The organism is Cupriavidus sp. 05N38, from assembly GCF_056397345.1.
In genome coordinates this window covers 1-21,125 of sequence record NZ_JBFTNF010000106.1, presented here as the reverse complement: position 1 = coordinate 21,125, position 21,125 = coordinate 1, and the positions used below count along the sequence as shown (strand labels likewise).

At 59.3% G+C, this 21,125-nt stretch carries 17 protein-coding genes and 1 pseudogene; 6 read left to right on the top strand and 12 right to left on the bottom strand.

From position 1 onward, the window contains the following. Window positions 1-1,092, top strand: a 1,092-nt coding sequence (locus AC1DK4_RS38525) for a CapA family protein (protein ID WP_477132179.1), incomplete at its 5' end; no start/stop codon positions are given. A gap of 29 nt (window positions 1,093-1,121) precedes the next feature. Beyond that, entirely contained in the window at window positions 1,122-1,898 is a 777-nt protein-coding gene (locus tag AC1DK4_RS38520; RefSeq protein WP_441620774.1) for an SDR family oxidoreductase, read from the top strand. Between the two features lie 36 nt (window positions 1,899-1,934). On the opposite strand, the gene AC1DK4_RS38515 is transcribed toward AC1DK4_RS38520, so the two are convergent. The 8 genes from AC1DK4_RS38515 to AC1DK4_RS38480 all read right to left on the bottom strand — a co-directional run bounded on the left by AC1DK4_RS38515 (window position 1,935) and on the right by AC1DK4_RS38480 (window position 11,715). After that, window positions 1,935-2,669: an IclR family transcriptional regulator gene (locus AC1DK4_RS38515; protein ID WP_441620776.1), complete on the bottom strand. Its 735-nt coding sequence runs from the start codon at window positions 2,667-2,669 to the stop codon at window positions 1,935-1,937. Window positions 2,670-2,752: 83 nt separating this feature from the next. Further along, window positions 2,753-3,787 carry an amidohydrolase family protein gene (locus AC1DK4_RS38510; protein WP_441649920.1) on the bottom strand — a complete coding sequence of 345 codons (1,035 nt, stop codon included), beginning with the start codon at window positions 3,785-3,787 and terminating at the stop codon, window positions 2,753-2,755. 96 nt (window positions 3,788-3,883) lie between these two features. Beyond that, window positions 3,884-5,761: an NAD-binding protein gene (locus tag AC1DK4_RS38505; RefSeq protein WP_441620780.1), complete on the bottom strand. Its 1,878-nt coding sequence runs from the start codon at window positions 5,759-5,761 to the stop codon at window positions 3,884-3,886. Between the two features lie 51 nt (window positions 5,762-5,812). Continuing rightward, window positions 5,813-6,793: a Bug family tripartite tricarboxylate transporter substrate binding protein gene (locus tag AC1DK4_RS38500; RefSeq protein ID WP_477117062.1), complete on the bottom strand. Its 981-nt coding sequence runs from the start codon at window positions 6,791-6,793 to the stop codon at window positions 5,813-5,815. A 113-nt stretch (window positions 6,794-6,906) separates the two neighbouring features. Next, window positions 6,907-7,695 carry an enoyl-CoA hydratase/isomerase family protein gene (locus AC1DK4_RS38495; RefSeq protein ID WP_441620783.1) on the bottom strand — a complete coding sequence of 263 codons (789 nt, stop codon included), beginning with the start codon at window positions 7,693-7,695 and terminating at the stop codon, window positions 6,907-6,909. Between the two features lie 48 nt (window positions 7,696-7,743). Next, the gene (locus AC1DK4_RS38490; protein ID WP_441620785.1) at window positions 7,744-8,469 is read right to left on the bottom strand and encodes an enoyl-CoA hydratase/isomerase family protein; all 726 of its coding nucleotides are present in this window, start codon (window positions 8,467-8,469) and stop codon (window positions 7,744-7,746) included. 34 nt (window positions 8,470-8,503) lie between these two features. Then, window positions 8,504-9,547 (bottom strand): CDP-6-deoxy-delta-3,4-glucoseen reductase, encoded by a 1,044-nt coding sequence (locus tag AC1DK4_RS38485; RefSeq protein ID WP_441620787.1) that lies wholly within the window; start codon window positions 9,545-9,547, stop codon window positions 8,504-8,506. 41 nt (window positions 9,548-9,588) lie between these two features. Further along, entirely contained in the window at window positions 9,589-11,715 is a 2,127-nt protein-coding gene (locus AC1DK4_RS38480) for an acetate--CoA ligase family protein (protein ID WP_441620789.1), read from the bottom strand. Between the two features lie 323 nt (window positions 11,716-12,038). On the opposite strand from AC1DK4_RS38480, the gene AC1DK4_RS38475 reads away from it, so the two are divergent. The 3 genes from AC1DK4_RS38475 to AC1DK4_RS38465 all read left to right on the top strand — a co-directional run bounded on the left by AC1DK4_RS38475 (window position 12,039) and on the right by AC1DK4_RS38465 (window position 14,943). Then, entirely contained in the window at window positions 12,039-12,791 is a 753-nt protein-coding gene (locus AC1DK4_RS38475) for a hypothetical protein (RefSeq protein ID WP_441620791.1), read from the top strand. A 68-nt stretch (window positions 12,792-12,859) separates the two neighbouring features. Continuing rightward, on the top strand, window positions 12,860-14,659 hold the full coding sequence (locus AC1DK4_RS38470; protein ID WP_477132178.1) for a 3-hydroxyacyl-CoA dehydrogenase NAD-binding domain-containing protein: 1,800 nt from the start codon (window positions 12,860-12,862) through the stop codon (window positions 14,657-14,659). Further along, entirely contained in the window at window positions 14,629-14,943 is a 315-nt protein-coding gene (locus AC1DK4_RS38465) for a 3-hydroxyacyl-CoA dehydrogenase family protein (protein WP_477132180.1), read from the top strand. The genes AC1DK4_RS38470 and AC1DK4_RS38465 overlap by 31 nt, the downstream gene beginning before the upstream one ends. 211 nt (window positions 14,944-15,154) lie before the next feature. Here the strand turns inward: AC1DK4_RS38465 and AC1DK4_RS38460 are convergent, their stop codons facing one another. From AC1DK4_RS38460 to AC1DK4_RS38445, 4 genes and pseudogenes are all read right to left on the bottom strand, one after another. After that, on the bottom strand, window positions 15,155-15,964 hold the full coding sequence (locus AC1DK4_RS38460; protein ID WP_441620795.1) for a carboxymuconolactone decarboxylase family protein: 810 nt from the start codon (window positions 15,962-15,964) through the stop codon (window positions 15,155-15,157). Beyond that, window positions 15,942-16,442, bottom strand: a complete 501-nt coding sequence (locus AC1DK4_RS38455) for a (R)-mandelonitrile lyase (protein WP_441620805.1) — start codon at window positions 16,440-16,442, stop codon at window positions 15,942-15,944. The genes AC1DK4_RS38460 and AC1DK4_RS38455 overlap by 23 nt, the downstream gene beginning before the upstream one ends. Window positions 16,443-16,508: 66 nt before the next feature. Next, window positions 16,509-16,601: pseudogene (locus tag AC1DK4_RS38450) on the bottom strand ((R)-mandelonitrile lyase); the annotation flags it as partial. Window positions 16,602-16,727: 126 nt separating this feature from the next. Continuing rightward, a complete protein-coding gene (locus AC1DK4_RS38445) occupies window positions 16,728-17,978 on the bottom strand; it encodes an MFS transporter (RefSeq protein ID WP_441620797.1) in 1,251 nt (416 codons plus the stop codon). Window positions 17,979-18,255: 277 nt separating this feature from the next. Here AC1DK4_RS38445 and AC1DK4_RS38440 point away from each other — a divergent pair, with 277 nt between their 5' ends. Beyond that, window positions 18,256-19,146 carry a LysR family transcriptional regulator gene (locus tag AC1DK4_RS38440; RefSeq protein ID WP_441620807.1) on the top strand — a complete coding sequence of 297 codons (891 nt, stop codon included), beginning with the start codon at window positions 18,256-18,258 and terminating at the stop codon, window positions 19,144-19,146. Window positions 19,147-21,125 lie beyond the last annotated feature (1,979 nt).

Here is a 21,125-nt window from a genome sequence, read left to right as displayed (position 1 = left end):
GCCGGAGACTGTGGCCCCACCCATGGAGCCGCGGAAGGCTACCCTATCGAAGGGTACACGGAGCTAGTGAAGCCAGTGCTTCAGGATGCCGACATGCGATTTGTGAATTGCATGCGTACTTACTCGAGCAAAGGCGTCAAATCCGATCATGCACCTCAGGTTTGCCAACCAGCGGAGATGGCCAGGATCTTTACCGATGGGCTGTTCGATGCCGTGACGATGGGCAACAATCACAGTTACGACGCGGGTCCTCAGGCATTGGTTGATACACGCGAGCTTCTGAACTCCCACGGCGTACAAGTGACCGGTGCGGGACGCAATCTGGCAGAAGCACGCGAGGCAGCGATCGTTGAGAAGAATGGCGTAAGGGTTGGATACCTTGGCTATACGTCCGTCGCAGCGGTAGGAAGCGATGCTGGTCCGGATAAGCCGGGGGTGGTCAATATTCGCATCCATACGACATACGACACCCGCGGCCCGCATCAACCAGTCAGAATTCGCACGAAGCCCGATGAAGGCGATCTAGCGCTGCTGCTCGACGACATCAGGGCGCTGCGCTCGCGAGTTGACATCGTCGTTCTCGCATTTCATTCTGGCGTCATTCGCTTGCCGCGCGTTGTTGCCGACTATCAGGTCGCTGTCGCCCATGCAGCAATCGACGCTGGTGCAGACTTGGTGGTGGGACACGCGCCACACCTTCCCAAGGCCATCGAGGTCTACCGAGGCAAGGCTATCTTCTATAGCCTGGGTGTTTTCGCCATGACGAAGTCGTTTGCGGCACCTTCGTGGACAAGCGAACCGGCCTGGGCTCACGGTGCCGTACGAAATCACACGGACCTCGACCCGGCGTACCCGCTCATGCCCTATGGTCGCGATTGCACGAAGGGGCTGCTGGCCAAGGCGAAAGTGTCCAAACATGGCATTCTGCAGGTGTCATTCTTGCCAATGACGTTTGACGATCGCTATCGCCCTCAAGTACTGCGTCGCGACGACAAGCGCTTCGACGAGATTGTTGGCTACATGGAGTGGGTGTCGGAAGATATGCCGCATCGTTTCACCGTGAGCGGTGACGAAGTCATTGTCACCGAGTAAGCATTGTTCCGAACGGATGCGAGTGAGATATGGACCTAGGAATCAAAAGCAAGACAGCCCTCGTAACCGCATCCAGCGGTGGCATGGGCCGGAACATTGCCCACGCTCTCGCGGCCGAGGGCGCGAATATCGCATTGTTCGCCCGCTCGGCGGATAAATTGGGCGAGGTGGCCAAGGAAATTGAGCGCACCTACGGCGTCCAGGCGGTACCCATTGTTGGAGACATGACGTCCACGGAAGACGTCGCACGTCTGGCGTCAACGCTTCAAAAGGAAATGGGAGGCACAGACATCGTCGTCCTGAACACTGCCCGGCCTCCGAACCCCATCCGCACAACCATTGACGAGAACGATCCGCTTCGCTGGCATGAGGCTTATGAGAACCAATTGCTAAGCGTCATTCAGGTAGTTTCGGCTGTACTGCCTGGAATGACTCAGCGTGGCTGGGGGCGCCTGGTTGCCGTAACGTCAGCTTCTGTGAAGCAGCCGATGCCCCATCACAGTCTGTCCACCGTGTTTCGCGCAGGTGTCACCGCCTACATGAAGCACCTGGCAAACGAGGTCGGGCAGCACGGTATCACTGTGAACTGTGTTGCGCCGGCGCTAATTGACACGTCGCATCGAAATGCAGTCTCGGCTTATAGCGCATCACAAACCGAGGCCCGCAAGCGACTGACACCACTTGGCAGGCTGGGGACGCAAGAGGAAATTTCTTCCGTTGTGACGTTCCTCGCGTCGGTGCAAGCGGGATTCATCAACGGCGCCACAGTTCCGGTCGAAGGCGGGATGGTAGGCTCGTTGTACTAGGTGGAAGGTCTGGCGCGTACCTATGCGCCAGACCTTTCAGGCGCGTCCGCCAAACTGGCGAGAAATGGTTGCCGCAGCGGAGATCACCAGCTTCGTGAACTCCTTCTCATGCATTTGCATCCGTACCGTCGGGGCACCGACGGAGATGCAATAGAGCACCTGATCGTTCACATCTTTAATCGGCGCCGATACAGCAGAAATACCAAGCAGCCTTTCGCCATGAGAGACAGAGAAGCCGTGTTCCCGGACGTCTTCCAACTCTGACAAAAGTTCTGCCTTCGTTTTCTTCAGTGCCCGCGCAGCCGAGGTAACAATTGGGTTGAGCTCCGACTTATCCATATAAGCCATTAAGACCCTGGATGCCGATCCCGCGAGCAAGGGAACCTGCTCCCCCGCCTGCACAACTGCACGCAAAGGCGACGCCCCCGTTGATACCGCGTCGATGCAGACGCGGTTCTGACCGTTCACCGTATGAATTGACACCGTCTCTTTCGTCTTTTCAGCAAGCTCAACCAAGACCGGGCGCGCGATTTCCCTTATCCCCAACGTGCTCTTAACCAAGCCAGCGAGTTGCGTGAAACGGAAAGAGAGGCAATATTCCTGGTCCTCGAGTCGTACCAGATAGCCGGCCTGTTCGAGGCTCTGTACGATGCGAAACGTCGTCGACTTGGGCAACTCTATGCGGTCGGCGATCTCCTGCAACGACAGGCTGCTCCGGTCGGCCGAGAAACTTTCAAAAACGGCGAGAATACGCTGCACCGAACGCATCATAAGGAAACTATCCCGTCAGAAACATGAATGCCGACATGGTACACCAGCGCACACCGGGCAAGTAGCGGCAGGCGCCACCCCCGCTAGCATGCGTGCTCGGGGTGTCCGCTTCCGAGTCCATACACGCGAAACGCGTTGTCGTGAAACAGGGCACGCTTCTCGGCGGCGGAACAACCCTGGACGATCCGCTTGAATGCGTTCCAGAGGGAGGTGTAGCTGCAGCTCTGTTTATCGACCGGGAAATTGCTCTCAAACATACAACGGCCCGGACTGAATGTCTCAATGCACTCGAGAACATAGGGCTTCCACGCGCCAGCCAGCTCCAATGACGTAGGTGGCGCGTGGCGCACATGAAAGTCCCACCCTGTATAGAGCATGCCCAATCCACCAACCTTTACCGTCACGTTGGGAAACTGGGCCAGGCGCTGAAGCTTCGCACGCCACTCCCGGAATACCGCCGTCCGGTCGAGATGAGGCGGCAAGCCAAGAATGCCGCCGCAGTGGTCGAGCACCACACTGACTTCCGAATGACGCTCCAGCAACATGACGAGATCATCCAGTTGATGATAGAAAAGCCAAGCATCAAACGCGAGTCCGTAGCGAGACAACTGTGCGAAACCATCTTGGAACCGCGCCTCTCGCATCACATGGCGCGGGGCAAAGCTGCGACCATACCCCGCAGCGCCGGCATCCCAGGTCGCGCCGTGTCGAATCCCCTTCAGCCTTCCCTTGCCCGCAACGGCCATGGCCTGAAGTACCTGCTCGACCTCGTCACCAAGCATGAGGTCGGCATGAGCGACAATGCCACTGCAAAACTTGGCTAGCTTCCCGCCAAGCATTTCACATTCCTCACCAATCCTGGTTGCAAACTCGACTTCACCAACAGGCTTCAGCGGCTCTGGGCCATCCTTACGGTAAGAGGACTTGTATTGAACGAAGACCGTTCCAACGATATTCGTTCCCGCTTCGATCTCTGCCAGGAGTTCATCGGCAAGAAACCGCCCGCGTTCGTCGTCAAACAGATGATGATGCGGATCGATAATTGGTAGCTCGGGCTCGATGGCTTCTTCACGAAGCGGCGAAACCCAAGCGGCGAGCTCATCGAGTGAGCGGGGCATATTCCCGCGGAATTCCGGTACGTAGGACATGAGATAGGGAGAACGGAGAGAGTTGCTGTTAGTCAGCACAAGGGAGCGAGTCTGCCACGACCCTGGTCAGCCTTGCGTCTGCTCAGTTTTGATTTCCGAGAGTCCTTGGCGCACTTCCACGCCAGCCCAGCCCTCGTAGTATCGAATCAGTTCACTCACATCGTCGCCATACGCCTGTTGAGCATTCGCAAGTCCGAAAAGCAGTCTGGTTGACTCAAACACCCACGGCGTCACGCCCAAGCTGGAAGCCTCGTCGCAGACAAAGCGGAGCATCCGATGCGCACCCTCGATCGACTTACCGTACGCGAACTTTCGGGTTGCAACCTGCTCGGGGATGATGGTCGCACTCGCCGTTGTCCGACCCGTTTCGATGCCGAGGATCTTTGCCATGGTGAGTGGCTCAAGCCCTGCTTTTGCGCCGGTCACGTAAGATTCGCAACCAACTGCAAGAAGCGTCGCTGACAAAGCCTCGTCAATAGCAACCATCAGCTGAGCGTCGCCTGCGCGGCTCGAAAAATGACAAATCTTTGAGGCGACCGCATCCAGCATGGGAGTTATATGGATAAGGGCAGACCCATCTCCGCCAACTACAGCCCTCCAACCCGCTTCCGCGGCTGAAGCCCAGGCGGGCACCATAGGTGCATCCAGGTAATAGTGCCCGGCGTTCGTCAACTGTGTGGCCAGTTCTACCGCCACTTCCCTTGGCACCATGCACGTATTTAGCACACACCACTTTTCGGAGCCGCCAACCAGCAATGACGAGAGTGTTCCCCCGACGTCATTTTCGTGAGCCACAACGACAACGCAGGAGCGCCTTTCAAGGCTCCGGTCTGATTCAGATGTGCCCGCTATTTCCAGAGGTCCGGCGCTTACGTCAAATCCCCATCCTGCTGCGTTCAACTTTGCCGTCCAAGTATCGAGATTCTCCGGGCAGCAAACCACGGCGACGCTCCCGAAGACCGCCTTCCGTTCCTCTGAACCTGCGGAACTCACCGGCGAAGTGCTTTCTGCCGCCCCTTTCACCGTAACGCCAGCCCAAGGCTCCAGATAGGTGATCAGCGCCGTACCGTCGCGTTCTGCACCGCCCTGGGAAACCGCGTACCGCCAAAGCTGCTGCACAGATCGCGATACCCAGGTTGGCACACCGAAGTTTCCGGCTTCCTCGACCGCGAGGGTGATGTCCTTGGCGGTGATAGCCATCCGCGCCCCGTAGTCGAAGGATCGCCCGAGGACTGCACGCCTGAACTTGTTTCGACTGGCGTTCGTGCTCGAAGCACCTGAATTGATGACATCAAGCATTGCTTCCGGATCCAGGCCCGCCTTGACCCCCAGCACGAATGCCTCGCAGGTTGCAGCCATGCCAGACGCCGAGACAAGGTTATTCAGAAGCTTCAGCGTTTGTGCCCTTCCGGTCTTCTCCCCCAGATACAGCAGAGTAGAGCCTGCCAGCGGTAGCATGGCGGCCTCCGCCAGCGAGAAGGCTTTTGCAGGGCCGGAACACATGATGCCGAGCTTGCCATTCCCAGCGGTAACAACGTTCCCCGTAATGGGTGCATCAAGAAGCGCAATTCCGGACTGTTCGAATCGCTGCGCGGCCTCCCGGGCAAACTCTGGGCCAGTCGTGGAGAGGTCGACCACTACGCGAACAGATTTACCGTGCACCACACCCCGATCGCCGAAGAAGACAGCTTCGAGTGCACGAAGCGATGGCAGGCAGGTGAAAATAAGCTGCACACGACTCGCGACCTCCGCAGCTCCATCGCACGGGAAAGCGCCAGCCTGAACTGCGGCGTCCAGCGCTTCCGTGTTCAGGTCATGCACGTAGACCGCGAATCCCTGGTCAAGCAGGCGAAGCACCATTGGCCCGCCCATGGCGCCCAGCCCAATGAAGCCTACGACCTTTGCAGGAGAACTTTGCAATTGCGACTGTGACGCTTCCATCATGGTTAGAACTAGTGTGTAGATGTTGTTCGCCTGGTGGCGGATTGCAGGCGCTCAGTCGGCCTTGGCACCAGACTGCTCGATGACCTTACCCCACTTCGAAACCTCGGCGGCCAGGAAGCGCTTGAACTCTTCCGGACTGGACCCCACCGGCTCGGTACCGGCGGTCTCTAACTGTTTCACAACTGCAGGCTGTTTGAGTGCCTTGACTGTTGCCTGATTTAACTTTGCGATGATGTCTGCAGGCGTCCCCGCAGGAGCCAGCAGGCCCTGCCAGTTGTTAGCTTCAAAGCCAGGATAGCCCGACTCCGCAATCGTCGGCACATCCGGAAGTGAAGCGGACCGCCGCGGACCAGTTACCGCGATCACGCGCAGCTTCTTCGCAGCGGCGTTGGGCAGCGTCGCTGGTGGGGTCAACAACGCAACATCGACCGTGTGACCAAGAACTGCGGCAAGTGACGGAGCCGTTCCGTTATACGGCACGTGGACCGCATCCATGTGTGCCACCTTCTTGAACAACTCCATGCCAAGATGGGCACCCTGTCCGTTCCCGGCCGATGCATAGCTCATTGCACCGTTCTTGGACTTCGCATAGCCCACCAGCTCTGCCACCGATTTGACTGGCACTGCCGGGTTGACAGCCAGAAAGAAATAGTTCGCGGTTACCTGGGAGATGGGAGCGAAGTCTTTCAGCGCATCAAATCGGAGGTTGTGGTACAGATTCACATTGATGGCGTGACTCGAGTTTGCCATGAGCAACGTGTACCCGTCCGCGGGGGACCTTGCGACAAACTCGGCAGCAATGTTACCCCCAGCTCCAGGTCGGTTCTCCACTACGATAGGCTGGCCAAGGCTCTTTCCAACCTCCTGCGCCAAGATTCTCGCAATGAAGTCTGCGCCTCCGCCGGCGGCGACGCCTACAATCATGCGAATAGGCTTGTTGGGATAGTCAGGTTGCTGGGCCTGCGCCTGCGAAAGCGCACCGAATGCACAAGCCAAACCTGCGATGTAAATGAGGGCGGATCGTTTAGTCATGGCGTCTCCTCCAATCGGGTTTTGTCGGGGTATCGTTATTCGAGTCGCCGTTCAGATCAGATTGTCTGAGGGGTGCTCTTCCGTTTGGATTGGCTGGTTCCTTTGCGCAGTTCCTAGAAGCCTTCGAACTTGGGCTTCCGTTTCTCCTTGTACGCTTGGATTGCCTCCTTGTAATCCCGGGTCGACTGAATGACGGCCATGTGCGCAGACACGGATTCGAGACTCGTGCGGAAGTCCGTGCGGAGACCTTGGTACATCAGCTTCTTGATCTCCCTGAGTTGAATCGGCGGGCCATCGGCAAGCCTGCTTGCGAACGCAAGTGTCTCATCAAACAGCTTGTCGTCCGGAAACACGCGATTGACGATCCCAAGGCGGTGAGCCTCTTCGGCCGACACGAAGTCTCCAGTCCAAAGCAACTCTAGTGCCCTGGAAGGCCCAACCAGCCGCGGCAATAGATAACAACCCCCATTCCCCGGCAACAGCCCGACGCGGACGTATGCTTCGGCGAAGCGAGCCGATGCTCCCGCGAATCGCAGGTCGCACTGGAGCGATAAATCCATGCCAGCGCCAACGGCCGCTCCATTTATAGCCGCTATCAGGGGCTTCTCGAAGTCCTCAATGGCCAACGCGACCTGGTGCGTCACGTTCTGAAGTCGCTGCTTGCGCTCGAGCGGCGTGGGGTCTCCAGCCTCGGCAGAGCGGCGACCAAGGTCCCCGCCGGAACAGAACGCATCTCCAGCGCCTGTAATCACCACGCAACCAATGCCGGGATCATGGTCCGCATCGCGGAGAGCTTCGCGCAATAGTGCAAGCATCTCTTCGCTCAGCGCGTTCTTCTTCTCTGGCCGGTTGAGCCGCGCCACCAAGACGCGGTCAACGATTTCAATCTCAAGGTCTGCCACTTTCCGTCCTCACAATATGCGCATTGTCTTTTGCAGCTCGTTGGGCAATTACCGCGCTGCAGCCTGTCGATGCATGGCGTGCTCGGCACGTGCTTCGTCAATTGCTACCTTGATCTTCCGATTGAGCCATCGCTTGTTATTGGCGAAGGCCGCCCTATCACGCTCACCAAGCTTCCTGGCCTCCTTGAGGGCGCGCTCAACAAGCTCATTAGCGGAGGTCACCGTGTTGATCAGTCCTCGACTAATAGCCTCATTTGCAGACATGCGCCGTCCGCTCTGGATCATGTCTTTGGCCAGAGCCCGCCCGCCAATCGCTTCCAGCATGCTTGCCCCGGAAAAGGTGGCAATTCCAAGGTCAATCTCAGGAAGCGACAGCGCAGCGCTGTCCGCAGCGACACATGCATCGGCTAGCAGCGCAACCATTGCACCCGCTCCGCTGGCGATCCCGTTCAGGGCGCAAATCACTGGAATTCCTGTATCCAGAACAGTGTCCTGCAATGCGGCAAGAGCCAGCGACCGCCGCTCCTTCTGTTTCGCGATATCTCCATCCGGCGGCAGTTCGCGGACATCAACGCCCGCGCAGAAGACTTTCTCACCGCTGCCCGTGAGGACGATGGATTTCACTGACGCATCCTTGGCACTCTCCTGAATCGTCCCGGCAATCGCCTGCATCATCGCCACCGTCAAGGCATTCGCCTTCTGCGCCCTGTCGATGGTAATGACGAGTTGCTCGTCCTTGAGCTCGATGATGAGGTTTTCCTCTCGTGCTTCCATTGTGTCTCTCTCGTCCGTTTCTGGTATGCGCCCGTCAGGATCCCTTGACCCCACCAGGTACAAAGATGTCTGCGTAGAACTCGTCCGTCGGTAGCTGACAAGTCGCCGTGAAGTCATCACGGGCCGATTGCACGACTACCGGAGCCCCGCACGCATAGACTTGGTGCCCCGACAAATCAGGGAAGTCCTCCATGACAGCCTGGTGCACAAAACCGGTCCGCCCATTCCAGTTGTCCGCAGGTTGAGCGTCTGATACAACGGGAACGTATGTCAGCCCAAATTTCGTGACCCATTCCTGAGCGAGTTGCGCCAGATAGAGGTCTTGCGGGCGCCGTCCACCCCAATACAGCGTCATCTTCCGGCCGTGCTTCTTGCGCGCCTCGCTCTCGATCATCGCCTTGACGGGCGCGAAACCGGTTCCACTTGCTACGAAGATAATCGGCTTGACGCTCTTTTCCCGGATAAAGAACGCTCCCTGTGGGCCCTCGATACGTAGCAAGTCGTTGGTCTTCATGTTCTGAAAGACGAGCTTGCTGAACGGGCCGCCGTAGTTGCGAAGATGCAGTTCGATAACGCCATCGCCCGCATCAACGCTGGCGACCGACAAGCTACGGCGAATGCCGCCGGGTGCGACGATATTGATGTACTGGCCGGGCAGAAATTCCAGGGTCTTGTTTGCCGGCAAGCGCAGCCGAATCATCATGACGTCATCGGCCAATTTTTCCAGCTCGTGGACTCTGCATGGCAGTCGAACGAATGGAATGCCTTTGGTCTCTTCCAGTATCGTACATTCGACTGTCACCGGCGTCTTGGGCGTTGCCTGGCAAAGCAGCGCATATCCATCCCCTCGCTCCTTTTCGCTCAACGCAGATGCCGACGATTCTCCATGGTCTACTTCGCCAGCCACAATGCGTGCCTTGCACGAGCCACAGATTCCGTTTCTGCAACTGTGAGGAAGTGGATAGCCATTCCGCATAGCTGCCTGGAGTATCGGCTCCGTGGAACCCACGTCAAGGGTGGGTCCGTTCGGTACGAAGGTCACGGGGAGCGACTGTGTCTCCATCAGTACTTCAGTCATATTGTCTTATCCTCATTCCCCATCAAGAAACCGTTGGCCCGTCATTCGGAAACGGACGGCGTTACAGGGATAATCACAGCATCTGCAGCCACAACTCCCTCCGGAAGTACAAACAGCGGGTTGATATCAACTTCCGCTACGCGCTCGCGGTTGGACCACGCGAACTGCGACAGGGCAGCCAGGGCTTTTGCGGCCGCCTCGGTGTCCAAAGGCTTGCCACCGCGGGCACCAGCCAGGATTCGCCGGCACTTAAGACTGTTGATCATCTCGCGCCCCGTCTCCACGTCGAAGGGCGCAATTCGACACGCGGTATCGCCAAGCAACTCGGCGTAGATACCGCCCGCCCCTACGACCACGACCGGGCCGAATACCGGGTCATTGACAACGCCGGCAATCAACTCGAAGCCGCCCTGAATCATTTCGGTAACGAGYGCCCCGGTAATGCGAGCATTCGGTGCCTTCTGCTTTGCGTTTTCCAAGACGGAGGAGATCGCCGTCGCGAGTTCCTCACGCGTCCGAATGCCGATCTTTACGCCGCCCACCTCAGTCTTGTGGGCGATATCCGGGGACACTATCTTTACGACCAGAGGCGCTCGCATCTTTTCAAAGATGTCTGCTTCCTCGCTGCTGTGCACAATGACGTCATTGGAGACGGGAATTCCGGCCTGACGAAGGATTCGCTTGGCATCGGTCTCGGATAGAGATGCCAGATCCGCCTCGGCCACCGACGAAGTTGCCGCCCGCGCTCCAGGAGAAGTCTCAGGCTTATGTTGCTGTCGACGTTGCGCTGCGCGGTAGTTCGCCAACATCGCCATGGCATGTGCGGCACGGGATGGCGACGGGAAGACAGGGATCCGCGCGGACTCGAACACAGCGAACGCGTCACCGACCAGATCTCGGGGTGCAGACGAGAACACCAGCAATGGCTTACTCGTCGTTTGGACGACGCGTGCCATGACTTCCGCTGCTGCCTGGCAGCCCGCTTTCCCCGTCGTCGCAAGGTTGACGCATACCGCATCGACATTCGAATCGTCCAGAACGGCCTGCAGCACAGTTTCCAATTTGTCACGATTGGCCGGCGAGAAGTAGCCGGCGGTCAGATCGACGGGATTGTGGACAGCACCGATGCTTGAGATCACGGTTTGCAGACGGGATTGCGTCTCCTCCGTCAGTTCGCAGAGCATCACGCCATCGGGCTCACCGGCGTCCGCGAATACAATGGCGGACCCACCGGACACGCCGAGCACCGCAACGCCGGTACCCTCGGGGGTCTTGTTGCCTTCCAAGGCTTTGAGGAAGTCGACCGCCTGGTGAATTTCGCGGATCTCGATGATTCCGCTCTGGGCGAACAGGGCCTTATAGAAGTCGTAGCTTCCGGTCATGCTCGCTGTATGCGAGGCTGCAGCCTTGGCACCTTGCTCGGTAATGCCCGCCTTCCACAGGAGAATCGGCTTCCCCATCGACAGTGCGCGTCGGCCAACTTCGAGGAGGGCCCGTCCATCGCGAGTTCCTTCGATGTACGCAACAATGACACGGGTCTCCTCATCGTCGAGCAACGCGTCAATCAGCTGAACGGTATCGATGTCGCTCTCATTGCCAGTTGCAAGAACGTGCCTGAAGCCGATTCCGGCTGCAGCGCAACCTAGCGCGATGCTGTAGCCGAATCCGCCACTTTGTGTGACAAGCGATACGCCACCCTTCTTCAGCTTCGGCTCGCGAGTGATACTGCCGAACGCCGCATACACGCCGTCGTGGATGTTGGCAAAGCCAAGGCAGTTCGGTCCCAGGATGCGGATCCCGGCTTCTCGCGCAATCTTCAGCATCCGCTGTTCCAATGCGATCCCCTCGGGTCCGCTCTCGCGGAAGCCGCCACTGAGAATCACCACAAACTTGACTTGTTTCTTCGCACAAGTTTCAAGCACTGCCACGGCCGCCTGCGCTGGGACACCAATAACGACGAGATCGACATCCTCCTCGACATCGAGTACCGATGCGAAGCACTTGTGCCCGTCAAATACTTCGTACTTCGGGTTCACGGGATAGATCTTTCCGGCGTACCCATTCTTGACCAAGGCACGCACAACCTGCGAGCCAGGGCGGTTAGCGTCATCCGAAACGCCCACAACAGCGATCGACCGCGGCTCAAAAAGAAACTTGAATTTGCTCATACGGTAAGGGGAGAGGACTTCCCAAAGTGATGGTGGTGTAACCCGCGACGCCTGGGTCATCCCTGCAGGTTCTCGAGTGGGGACGCCGCATCGAAAGCAGTGGCGCCATGAAGCGAACTGTAGACCCGCCCTCGACCCACGTCAATATTTTCGGAATACGTTCCGATGTTCGGAACCTGTAGTGGCGGAAGCGGCTCGTCGCACTGTTCCACTAGTCGGAACCTGTGCTATTCGGTAAAACTCGTGCTAGGATGATTGCACGGTCTGCGATTTGCCGACCAGCGCAGAAGCGCGATCTGTCTTTTACCCATGGAGAGTTGCAGATGATCTACACCCGTAGCGGCAGCGACGCGCTTGCACAGCGCAGCGTTATCGTGTCCCCTGGTACCGGCAATAGGCATTGGGGCACGGTTTTCTTTGGTCCGCGCTCGTCGAACTCGGACGGCGTTGGCCCCCAGGCGACGATGTCTGAGCTTGACGCGAATGAAGCGATCGTTCCTCACTTTCACGGCGTTACGATGTTCCAACTCTTCGTCGCCGGATCGGGAACAATTGGTACTCGCGGGCAAACGATCGAGCCGTTGACGGTGCAGTTCAAGGATCATCACACTGCGTACGGCCCGATTACCGCCGGTCCTCACGGCTTGTCGTTCGTCGCCATGCGGATGTACACCGGAAACTCTGAGCCGGTATATCTGGACAAGCCGGGCTATCGCGATAAGTTGCAACCAAGCAAGCGTCGGCATCTGCATTCGGAACCCGTCCGTTTTTCCACTGCTCCCGTACTCAAGGCGCGTACGGAGGCTGCATGGGATACGCTGTTTGACGATGAGGATGACGGTATGCGAGCGCGTGTGGTTCGATTGGGCGCAGACATGCAGATCGAAGGCCCAGATCCAAAGCGCGCCGCCGGGTACTACCTCTTTGTTGCCAACGGCAGCCTCCGCCACGAATCGGAGGAGTTGCCTCTCTGGTCTATGGTCGTCGTCCAGCCTACTGAAGAGAAGTTCGCGATCCGGGCAGGTTCGGAAGGGCTGGAAGCACTTGTCCTCGAGTACCCGCGAGAGAACCGCTGATACCGGAACCTATCCTGAACCGGCGGCACAGAGAACGGTCCGGTGATGTACACAGTAGAGAGGCCTGAATGACACAGACAGAATTGGTGCACTATGGTGTGGAAGACGGAATCGCGGTGATTTCTGTCGACAACCCACCGGTCAATGCGCTCGCTCCCGGTATGCGAGAAGGAATGATCGCCTCGTTGGAGAGAGCGAATGGTGACGACAGTGTCGTAGCCATCGTACTTATCGGGGAAGGAAAGAACTTCATCGCCGGAGCGGACATTCGCCAGTTCGGTCAAGCTCGTTCGGTCTCAACCCGTACCAGCACGGCCGCCATTGATAGCAGTGCCAAGCCCGTCGTTGCAGCAATACAAGGTTATGCGCTGGGCGGCGGGCTCGAGCACGCCCTGGCTTGCCACTACCGCGTGGCCACAGCCGGTGCAAAGCTCGGCTTGCCCGAAGTCACATTGGGAGTCATCCCTGGTGGTGGTGGCACACAGCGGCTTCCACGCCTGGTGGGGCCGAAGAAGGCACTTCAAATGATTGTTGGCGGTCGCCCCATCAGCGCGGAAGAGGCTGAGCGAATCGGGGTCGTAGACACATTGGTACCACAAGGAGATCTGCGCCGGTCAGCAATAGACTTTGCGAAGGCGATCTCCGCCGAACGTCCCCTGCCCCGTCTCAGAGATCGAAACGTCGAGTTTAGGGAAGAGGACCTTGGAACCATTGTTGCCGATGCGAGAAACTCGGAAGGAAAGAAAGGTCGATTGCTGCCCGCCCCCAGCAAGGCGATTGAATGTGTCGAGGCCGCGGCGCGGCTCAGCTTTGATGAAGGAATGGCTGTTGAAGAGCAAGCCTTCGCAGAGCTTGAGAACTCCCCCGAAGCAAAGGCTTTGCGTTACGCATTCTTCGCCGAACGCGAGGCCAGAAAGGTGCCCGACGTAGTCACATCGAGCATGGCGCCGATTAGACGGGCTGCCATCATTGGCGCCGGCACCATGGGCGGTGGCATCGCGATGTGTTTTGCAGATGCAGGCATTCCCGTCAAAGTTCTTGAGACAAGCGCTGAGGCATTGGAACTTGGACTGAAGCGCATCACCGACACCTATGCCACAAAAGTTAGGAGAGGCAGTCTCACGCAGCCTGAGATGGATCGGCGCCTGGTCCTTATCGAAGGAGTCCAGGAGTACAACGCGATTTCCGACTGCGACGTCGGGATTGAGGCGGTCTTTGAACGTCTGGACGTCAAGCAAGACGTGTTCCGTCGCCTGGATGCTGCGCTCAAGCCTGGCGCGCTCTTGCTCACAAATTCGTCGGCAATCGATATTGACCTGATCGCCGATGCTACTTCTCGCCCGGGCGAGGTTGCCGGGGCACACTTCTTCGCTCCCGCTAACGTCATGAAGCTGTGCGAGGTCGTAAAGGGGCCGCGAACGGTCCCCGCGACTATCGCACGCACGATGGAAATGGGCCGCGCCATCGGCAAGGTTTGTGCTGTGGCTGGATCTTGCGATGGATTCGTCGCCAATCGAAGCCGCGCCCCCATGATGGCTGAGATGATGCTCATGCTTGAGGAGGGTGCGACTCCGGAGCAAATCGACAGCGTAATGGAGCAGTTCGGGTATCCGAAGGGTCCATTCGCCGTCAACGATATCTCCGGCCTTGATGTGAGTTACGAAGGCCGAAAGCGCCGCGCTGCAGCAGACCCTGAGTTCAGGAAGCTTCACGTGCCTGACCGCTTGGTCGAGATGGGCAGAAAGGGGCAGAAGACGGGAGCCGGCTGGTACCGGTATGAGAACGGCGACCGTACCCCGATCGTGGACGATGTAGTTAAGCATTCTCCGATGAAGAGATCCTTCATCGTGTACTCTTCGCGTCGGTAAACGAAGCCTGCAAGATCCTTGAGGATGGCAAAGCCTACAGATCGAGCGACATCGACGTCATGTGGCTGTTTGGATTCGGGTTCCCACGGCACAGAGGTGGTCTGATGTTCTGGGCCGATACCATCGGTGCCCCTGTCATCTATCGGGAAGTCTCGAAGTGGCACGCGTTGTATGGGAAACGCTGGCGCCCCGCCAGGCTTCTCCAGGAAGTTGCAGAGACAGGCACTCGCTTCCGTGACGTGAAACCCTCGAATCCCGAGGCTACCGCGTCCCAGGCGGCCTGACCTGGATTTGGGAAGGCGCGGTCCTTCCCTGCCGCCTTCTCGTTTTCCGGTTTGCAGGCTCGCGGCACGTTCTACCTAGCGCCTCCAGAGGTTTCGCGCTCCTGCGCCGTATCTGCAGCCCGATAATTATTCAACCTAGTTACGGAATGTGGCACCAGGAAGGCGACGGTCCGCCCATCGGATCGCCGCCTTTTCCTTGTGGCTTTCCTGTTCACTTTGGCCCGGACGCAGAGTCCAGGTGCCGCGCCAACGCCTCGCGCGCGCGGCCGGCAGTCCCTGCATCCACGCGGTCGGCCAGGACCTGGGTGAGCTGGCGCAACTGGCCAGCCGTGAGCCCAACATTCATGCTGATGCGCATATGCGCCTGCAATTGTGACTCGGCCCCTGGCAGCGCCGACAACATGCCTACGGTGGCCAGTTCGCGGCTTTGCCAATCAAGGTTGTCGCGTTCGAAGATGTCTCCGAACAAGTGGGTCTTGAGATATTCGCCAATGGCAGGCGCGAAATCAAACAGCGCCCCCTTTACCGGCGCGCCCGACAATTTGGTCTGGTTGGCCGTCCCCGCCGCCAGCAACGCGTCGCCCTTGGGCACGGCGCGGCTGGGCACGGCGCCCGGCGCGTCTTGCATACCACGCTGCTTGCGGACCTCAATCACCTTCATCAGTTCGGCCAGCGCGTTGAGGCTGCGCGGAAAACCAGCGTAAGCGTAGAGCTGCACCAGAATCTCCTTGGCATCAGTTACCGTCAGCCCCACGTCCAATCCTTGATTCAAGGCCACGTTTAGCTTGGCGATATCACCCGCTGCGCCGAAGGCGGCGATAGGTGCAATGGCCTGCTGCCGCGCAGTGAGGGTATCAGACGGACTTGGTGCGGTGCTTTGTGTGTGGGTCATTTCTTGGGACTCCTGCGCGTTCGGGGCAGCGTGGCTCGGTGCCGTGGCCAGCCCCAAACTCAGGGCCACGGCGAGCACGCCGGCGTGGCGGCGTTTCATCTGGGGTTCAGCGAGCGTTGTACTGCTCATCGGTGACTTTCTCCATCCAGGTGACGTTCTTTCCATCGTCCGTGCCTGTGACGGCCAGGTGGGTCATCGCTGTGGTTGGCGCGGCGCCGTGCCAATGCTTGACACCGGGAGGACACCAGACCACGTCGCCGGGGCGGATCTCCTGCATGGGCTTGCCCCATTCCTGCGTGAATCCCACGCCCGTGACCACTACCAGGCGCTGCCCGGCAGGGTGGGTATGCCAGGCCGAGCGCGCGCCGGGCTCAAAGGTCACCAGGCCGCCGGAGGCATTGATATTCTTGTCGGCAGGCCAGACGGGGTCGATCCGAGCCTGGCCGCTAAAGTAGTTGGCAGGTCCTGCCGCCGAAGGCTGGCTGCCGACGCGTGCGATCTGCTGGGCGGTTGCGGCCGCTGGCGTGGCCGCCTGCAGATCAGCGGCGCAGGCAACCGCAGCCTGCATGGCGGCGACGCACGCGGCAATTCTCGGAAAGTAGGTCATAAGGCTCCGTTCTCGGTGGAATAGAAATTCAATCGACGCAACCCAGCCGTTTGCCACGCCGCGCGGCGGCCCTGAGAGATATTGCTCATCGGTGACGTGCTCCATCCACTCGACGTTCTTGCCATCGAGCGCCTCCTGGATCGCGAACTCGCCGCGAGCACCGTCGGTGTAGGCATACTAGCTAACGCGCGCCGTCGGCAAACGCGCTGCGCCCACCCTTACGGCCAGCGGTATCGCCGCCCGCTGCGTAGCATGGCACCAGCGCCCTCGCGTCGAGCCGGTCTCTCACGGAACCGTATTCAGCCTGGGCGCCACGGTCGCGAGACGCGTACCGTTGCCGACAACGAGGGCCGACAGGACGAGTAGGATCGCTCCGCCAATCAGCGGACCGGACACATTGAGGTGATCCAGCAAGCTGCCTCCAAATGCCCCGCCCATCATTATCGCGAGTTGAATTGCTGCCACCATCAGACCGCCGCCGCTTTCTGGCTCATCGCTGATTTCCTTTGCCAGCCAGGTAGACCAGCACACGGGTATTGCCGAATTCAAGGCACCCCAGCCGACCATCATGGTGGCGGCTCCCCAGAACAGGTGACCCAATTCCATTAGTCCAAGCGTCAGCATTGCCAGCGCGACAGGCAAACACCGCAACAGCCGATACAGATGATTCTTCTGCAGCAATGCCCCTGCCAGGTAAGTGCCGACGAATCCGGCCATGCCCAAGCCCAGGAGCAGCAATGACAGCGCATCCGAACCCAGGCCCATTTCCGCCTCCAGGAACGGTCGCATGTAGGTGAATGTGGAAAACGCGCCAGCAAAAGTCAGCATTACCGCGATCATGCCAACTGCTACATGGGGGCGCTTGAGGAGTCCAAAGAGCCTGCCAAGCGGGATCGGCGCCCGCGGCGGCATGGCGGGCAGGCTCTTCGCCTGCCAAACCAGATTTGCCAGCACCAGCGGCACGAGACCGGCAAAAACGGCGCGCCATCCCAGCATGCCGCCGACGTAGGCGCCAATTGGCGCAGCGAAGGCCGTCGCCACCGCATTACCCATATAGATCAGGCCGAGCGCTTTGGGGACCGTGTCTGCCGGAACCAGCCGAGTTACCGTGGCCGTGGACAAGGCCCAGAAGCCGCCGATCGCGACCCCCAACAGGGCGCGCGCTGTCATCAGCATCGGAAAGCTTGGTGCCACGGAGATCATTGCCAGTGACAGCAACATGAGGGTCGTCGTCCCCATCAACAGATAGCGCCGATCGAAGCGCCCCGAAACGGGTACGATCCCCAGACTGGCCACAACGGCGAACAGTCCGGACACCGAGATCGCCTGGCCCGCCATACCCTGGGTCGCATGCAAGTCATGCGCAATCGGCGTAAGGAGACTGACGGGCATGAACTCCGACGCAATCAGCATGGCCACGCAAAGCGCCATGGATCCTACCGCGCTTTGAATCTGGCGCTTGCCGGATGCCTGCGGCATGGTGGAAGTTGTCATTTTCTTGATCACAAAACCAAGACGAGCGTCGTCGCTCCACATGGAATGTGGCCGATGCGCCATCAAGGGATATTCTTATGGGAGTCGTATCCGCCTGCAATCGCCCGGATACCAGAGAAGACAGAGACGCGGCCTCGCCGCGCTCCGCAGCAGTGCTCATCATAGGAGCAAACGTGGCTTCCTGGGCTCGATAGATCCGCATGCCCCTATGAACGCGATTGATCAATCAAGCGTCGTTGTCTGCCGGTCAAGCCTGATGGGCCGAAGAAATCCGTTAAGATCAACGTTCGCAATCTTCAAGACCAATCTGCAACCAGTCATGGCGCGAGAAAACATTAGTGACATTCTGGTTTTTCTGGCAGTAGCAAGAGAGCGCAGCTTCACCCGGGCCGCCGCTAAGCTAGGAATGTCTCAGTCGGCGCTGAGCCACGCCGTTCGCGGACTCGAGACCCGGCTGGGCGTCCGGCTTCTGACCCGGACCACGAGGAGTGTTTCCCCCACCGAAGCAGGCGATCGTCTGATCGAGAACGTGGGACCCCGCCTGGCGGAAATCGAAGCCGAGATCCAGGCGGTGAGCGAGCTTAGCGATAAGCCGAGCGGCACTATCCGGATCACCGCCATCGACCACGTCATCGATACCGTTCTGTGGCCGCGCGTGGCGGAGATCTTGCCGAAGTACCCGGACTTGCGCGTGGAAATGAATTCCGAATACCGCATGCTGGACATCGTCGCGGAGCGCTTCGACATCGGCGTGCGCTTTGGCGACCAGGTCGCGAAGGATATGATTGCCGTCAGGCTGACGCCGGACGTACCCATGATGATCGTCGGCGCTCCGGCCTATTTTGACAAACGGCCGGTTCCATCCTCGCCACAGGACCTGCTGAAGCACAATTGCATCACGCTCCGGTTGGCCGGGGGAGGCATCTACGCATGGGAACTCCGCAATGGCGAGGACGAGATAGAAGCGCGAGTCAGCGGGCAAGTCACGTTCAATAGCGCATATCAAATGCTTCATGCAGCGCTGAGCGGCTGCGGTCTGGCTTTCGTTCCCGCGGATCTCGCAGGCCCGCACGTGCGTGAAGGCCGTTTGCTCAGTGTCATGGAGAACTGGTGTCCGGCATTCCCGGGGCTGCATGCCTACTATCCAAGCCGCAGGCAATCCTCGAGGGCCCTCACTTTGGTAATCGACGCCATCCGCTACCGGCATTAGGGACTCGAGGGCGGCCATGACCGTACAGTGCACTGTCGTAGCCTAAAGACAGGTGATCCTCGACGAGCGCAGCAGCGTTCCGTCCCAGGCTGGCTGGCAATCCGCAATCGGGCATGACGAATACTTGAAGGCCCCCCCCCCAGGTCCGGCGACAGCCGATATGCGCGAATCGCCGTTTCCGCGAACAGGCCGGCCTTCTCGATTTCCGAGTAATCCACTGCAAGCCGCTTGAACGAGTCGGCCGGATCGCGCAGACGTTTCAGCATGACCTGCGCCGCATCCTTTCCTCGTATCACCCCGGGGAGCCGTCGCGAGAGTATTGCGGTGACCGTACCGAAGAAGCGCTCGATAAACGGTCGATCATCGGGCAGGTACGCTGGACCGAAATCCGCCGCGCAGCCCAACGCCTCGCACACGACATCGAGGCTGATGGCAGCCAAATGCGCTCGAGCATTGTCTAGCCGGATCTGTCGCTGGCAGAACGGGCGGCCACGTCGATAACAGCCAGAAGCCAGGCACCCTCGATCTCATAGCTCCTGCAGGACGACCTTTCCGGCTTCTATCTCGTCGCAGTTGCTCGGCCAGGCTACGGTGTCGCTGCAGCGGTTGGGCGAATGCTCCTGCATTTCCCGCTCTGCTGTGGACTAGCACACTGGGTACCACGCTGCCGCCCCAACCATTCGGTGCACCGCGGCACAAGCCGGCTACCGCCACCCCGGCGACCGAGGCGTTCCGAGCCCCGCATGCGATTAGCATGCCGGTTTCGCATCTCGGGCTATCCATGCGTGTGGGCGCATCGCGCTATCGCGCCACCTGCTCAGCAAAGGTGAATGTCTGGCTCGACAGTCGTCCGAGTCCCCTGCCCATCCCCCTCGAGTGCCGCGATTACGAACGCTTGCGCTGCCGCGGCGGCAGATCCGCGCGGACGCGGGGGCTGGCATCGTGAATGTGGGTACCGAAGTGCAGGCGGAACGCATTCGTGCAGCGCTACAAGCGGACGGCGAAAACGTGGGTCGCAACCATGGACGTTGCGGTTCCGCACAGCTGAAAGCTGACAATCGTTCATGTCGGGCTCGCTCGACAGATCGCGGACAACGTCACGAGATGATGCGATTGATTCTGGGACGAGGCACAGCGAGGCCTCAAGCCCCAACGTGCCCTGTAGCCCCCGTCAGCCCGCATGCTGTGCTCGCTAGCAATCAGCTCGCGATCTTGGCAGCCAAGCAGCAACGAGGATCACCACCGCAGTAGTTGGGCCGGACCTGCATGGCGGCTATATTGCGCATCTCGGCCCCTACCGCGTACGAGGAGGCTCTAGTTACGAGAATAATTATCGGCATTAACTTCTTCTCGTCGGTTTCGACTGGTTGATAATGGTAGTCGGCAATATCTCTTGAAATTCAATGACTTGGGTGCTCTGCCGTCGCAAGGTGCCAAGTCGCCGATGACCCAGTTTAGCCCAGGGCTAGCCCAAAGGCGGCGAGCGAGGGCGGGCGCTTTACGCCCTCATCCTGAACAAACCGAATTTCCCCGCCGAGTTTGCATTGGCAGCCATTCGCCGACGGTTGCCGTAGGTTTGACTCGTATAGCGACGATCTTTCCGGCGGCGAGGCGCAATCGGTAATGGATGGGCTTTGAGGTGTAGAGGGTAACGGGCGAAGCCATGAGTTCTGCCTGCTCCCCCGGGCTGGAATCATAGGCCCATCCAACCCCGAACTCCGCGTTAGCTGCCGGCGAAATGCGGGCATGCTGGGGGGAAACATTGGGAGGCAACGCGTGCCTCTGCGCCCATCCTCATATCTCATGAGAGGCGCCGTTGGTCCCCGAGGTGAATATCGCGGTAGGAATGCCCATTGCTGGACACCCCCCGCACAGATCCCGGCGTGCCCAATTCAGGCACCGGGCTCCCACCTTGGGTGTTTGACGGCGAATCTGTCGCCTGGCCATGGATGAAGGATTCGAGGTTTCGGGAGCCAGTC

Excerpts from the sequence above, each read along its gene's own strand:
- AC1DK4_RS38475 (WP_441620791.1), top strand. The coding sequence starts at position 12,039 with ATGATCTACACCCGTAGCGGCAGCGACGCGCTTGCACAGCGCAGCGTT.
- AC1DK4_RS38470 (WP_477132178.1), top strand. The coding sequence starts at position 12,860 with ATGACACAGACAGAATTGGTGCACTATGGTGTGGAAGACGGAATCGCG.
- AC1DK4_RS38520 (WP_441620774.1), top strand. The coding sequence starts at position 1,122 with ATGGACCTAGGAATCAAAAGCAAGACAGCCCTCGTAACCGCATCCAGC.
- AC1DK4_RS38490 (WP_441620785.1), bottom strand. The coding sequence starts at position 8,469 with ATGGAAGCACGAGAGGAAAACCTCATCATCGAGCTCAAGGACGAGCAA.
- AC1DK4_RS38485 (WP_441620787.1), bottom strand. The coding sequence starts at position 9,547 with ATGACTGAAGTACTGATGGAGACACAGTCGCTCCCCGTGACCTTCGTA.
- AC1DK4_RS38515 (WP_441620776.1), bottom strand. The coding sequence starts at position 2,669 with ATGATGCGTTCGGTGCAGCGTATTCTCGCCGTTTTTGAAAGTTTCTCG.
- AC1DK4_RS38510 (WP_441649920.1), bottom strand. The coding sequence starts at position 3,787 with ATGCCCCGCTCACTCGATGAGCTCGCCGCTTGGGTTTCGCCGCTTCGT.
- AC1DK4_RS38460 (WP_441620795.1), bottom strand. The coding sequence starts at position 15,964 with ATGAGCAGTACAACGCTCGCTGAACCCCAGATGAAACGCCGCCACGCC.
- AC1DK4_RS38440 (WP_441620807.1), top strand. The coding sequence starts at position 18,256 with ATGGCGCGAGAAAACATTAGTGACATTCTGGTTTTTCTGGCAGTAGCA.
- AC1DK4_RS38455 (WP_441620805.1), bottom strand. The coding sequence starts at position 16,442 with ATGACCTACTTTCCGAGAATTGCCGCGTGCGTCGCCGCCATGCAGGCT.
- AC1DK4_RS38500 (WP_477117062.1), bottom strand. The coding sequence starts at position 6,793 with ATGACTAAACGATCCGCCCTCATTTACATCGCAGGTTTGGCTTGTGCA.
- AC1DK4_RS38445 (WP_441620797.1), bottom strand. The coding sequence starts at position 17,978 with ATGTGGAGCGACGACGCTCGTCTTGGTTTTGTGATCAAGAAAATGACA.
- AC1DK4_RS38505 (WP_441620780.1), bottom strand. The coding sequence starts at position 5,761 with ATGATGGAAGCGTCACAGTCGCAATTGCAAAGTTCTCCTGCAAAGGTC.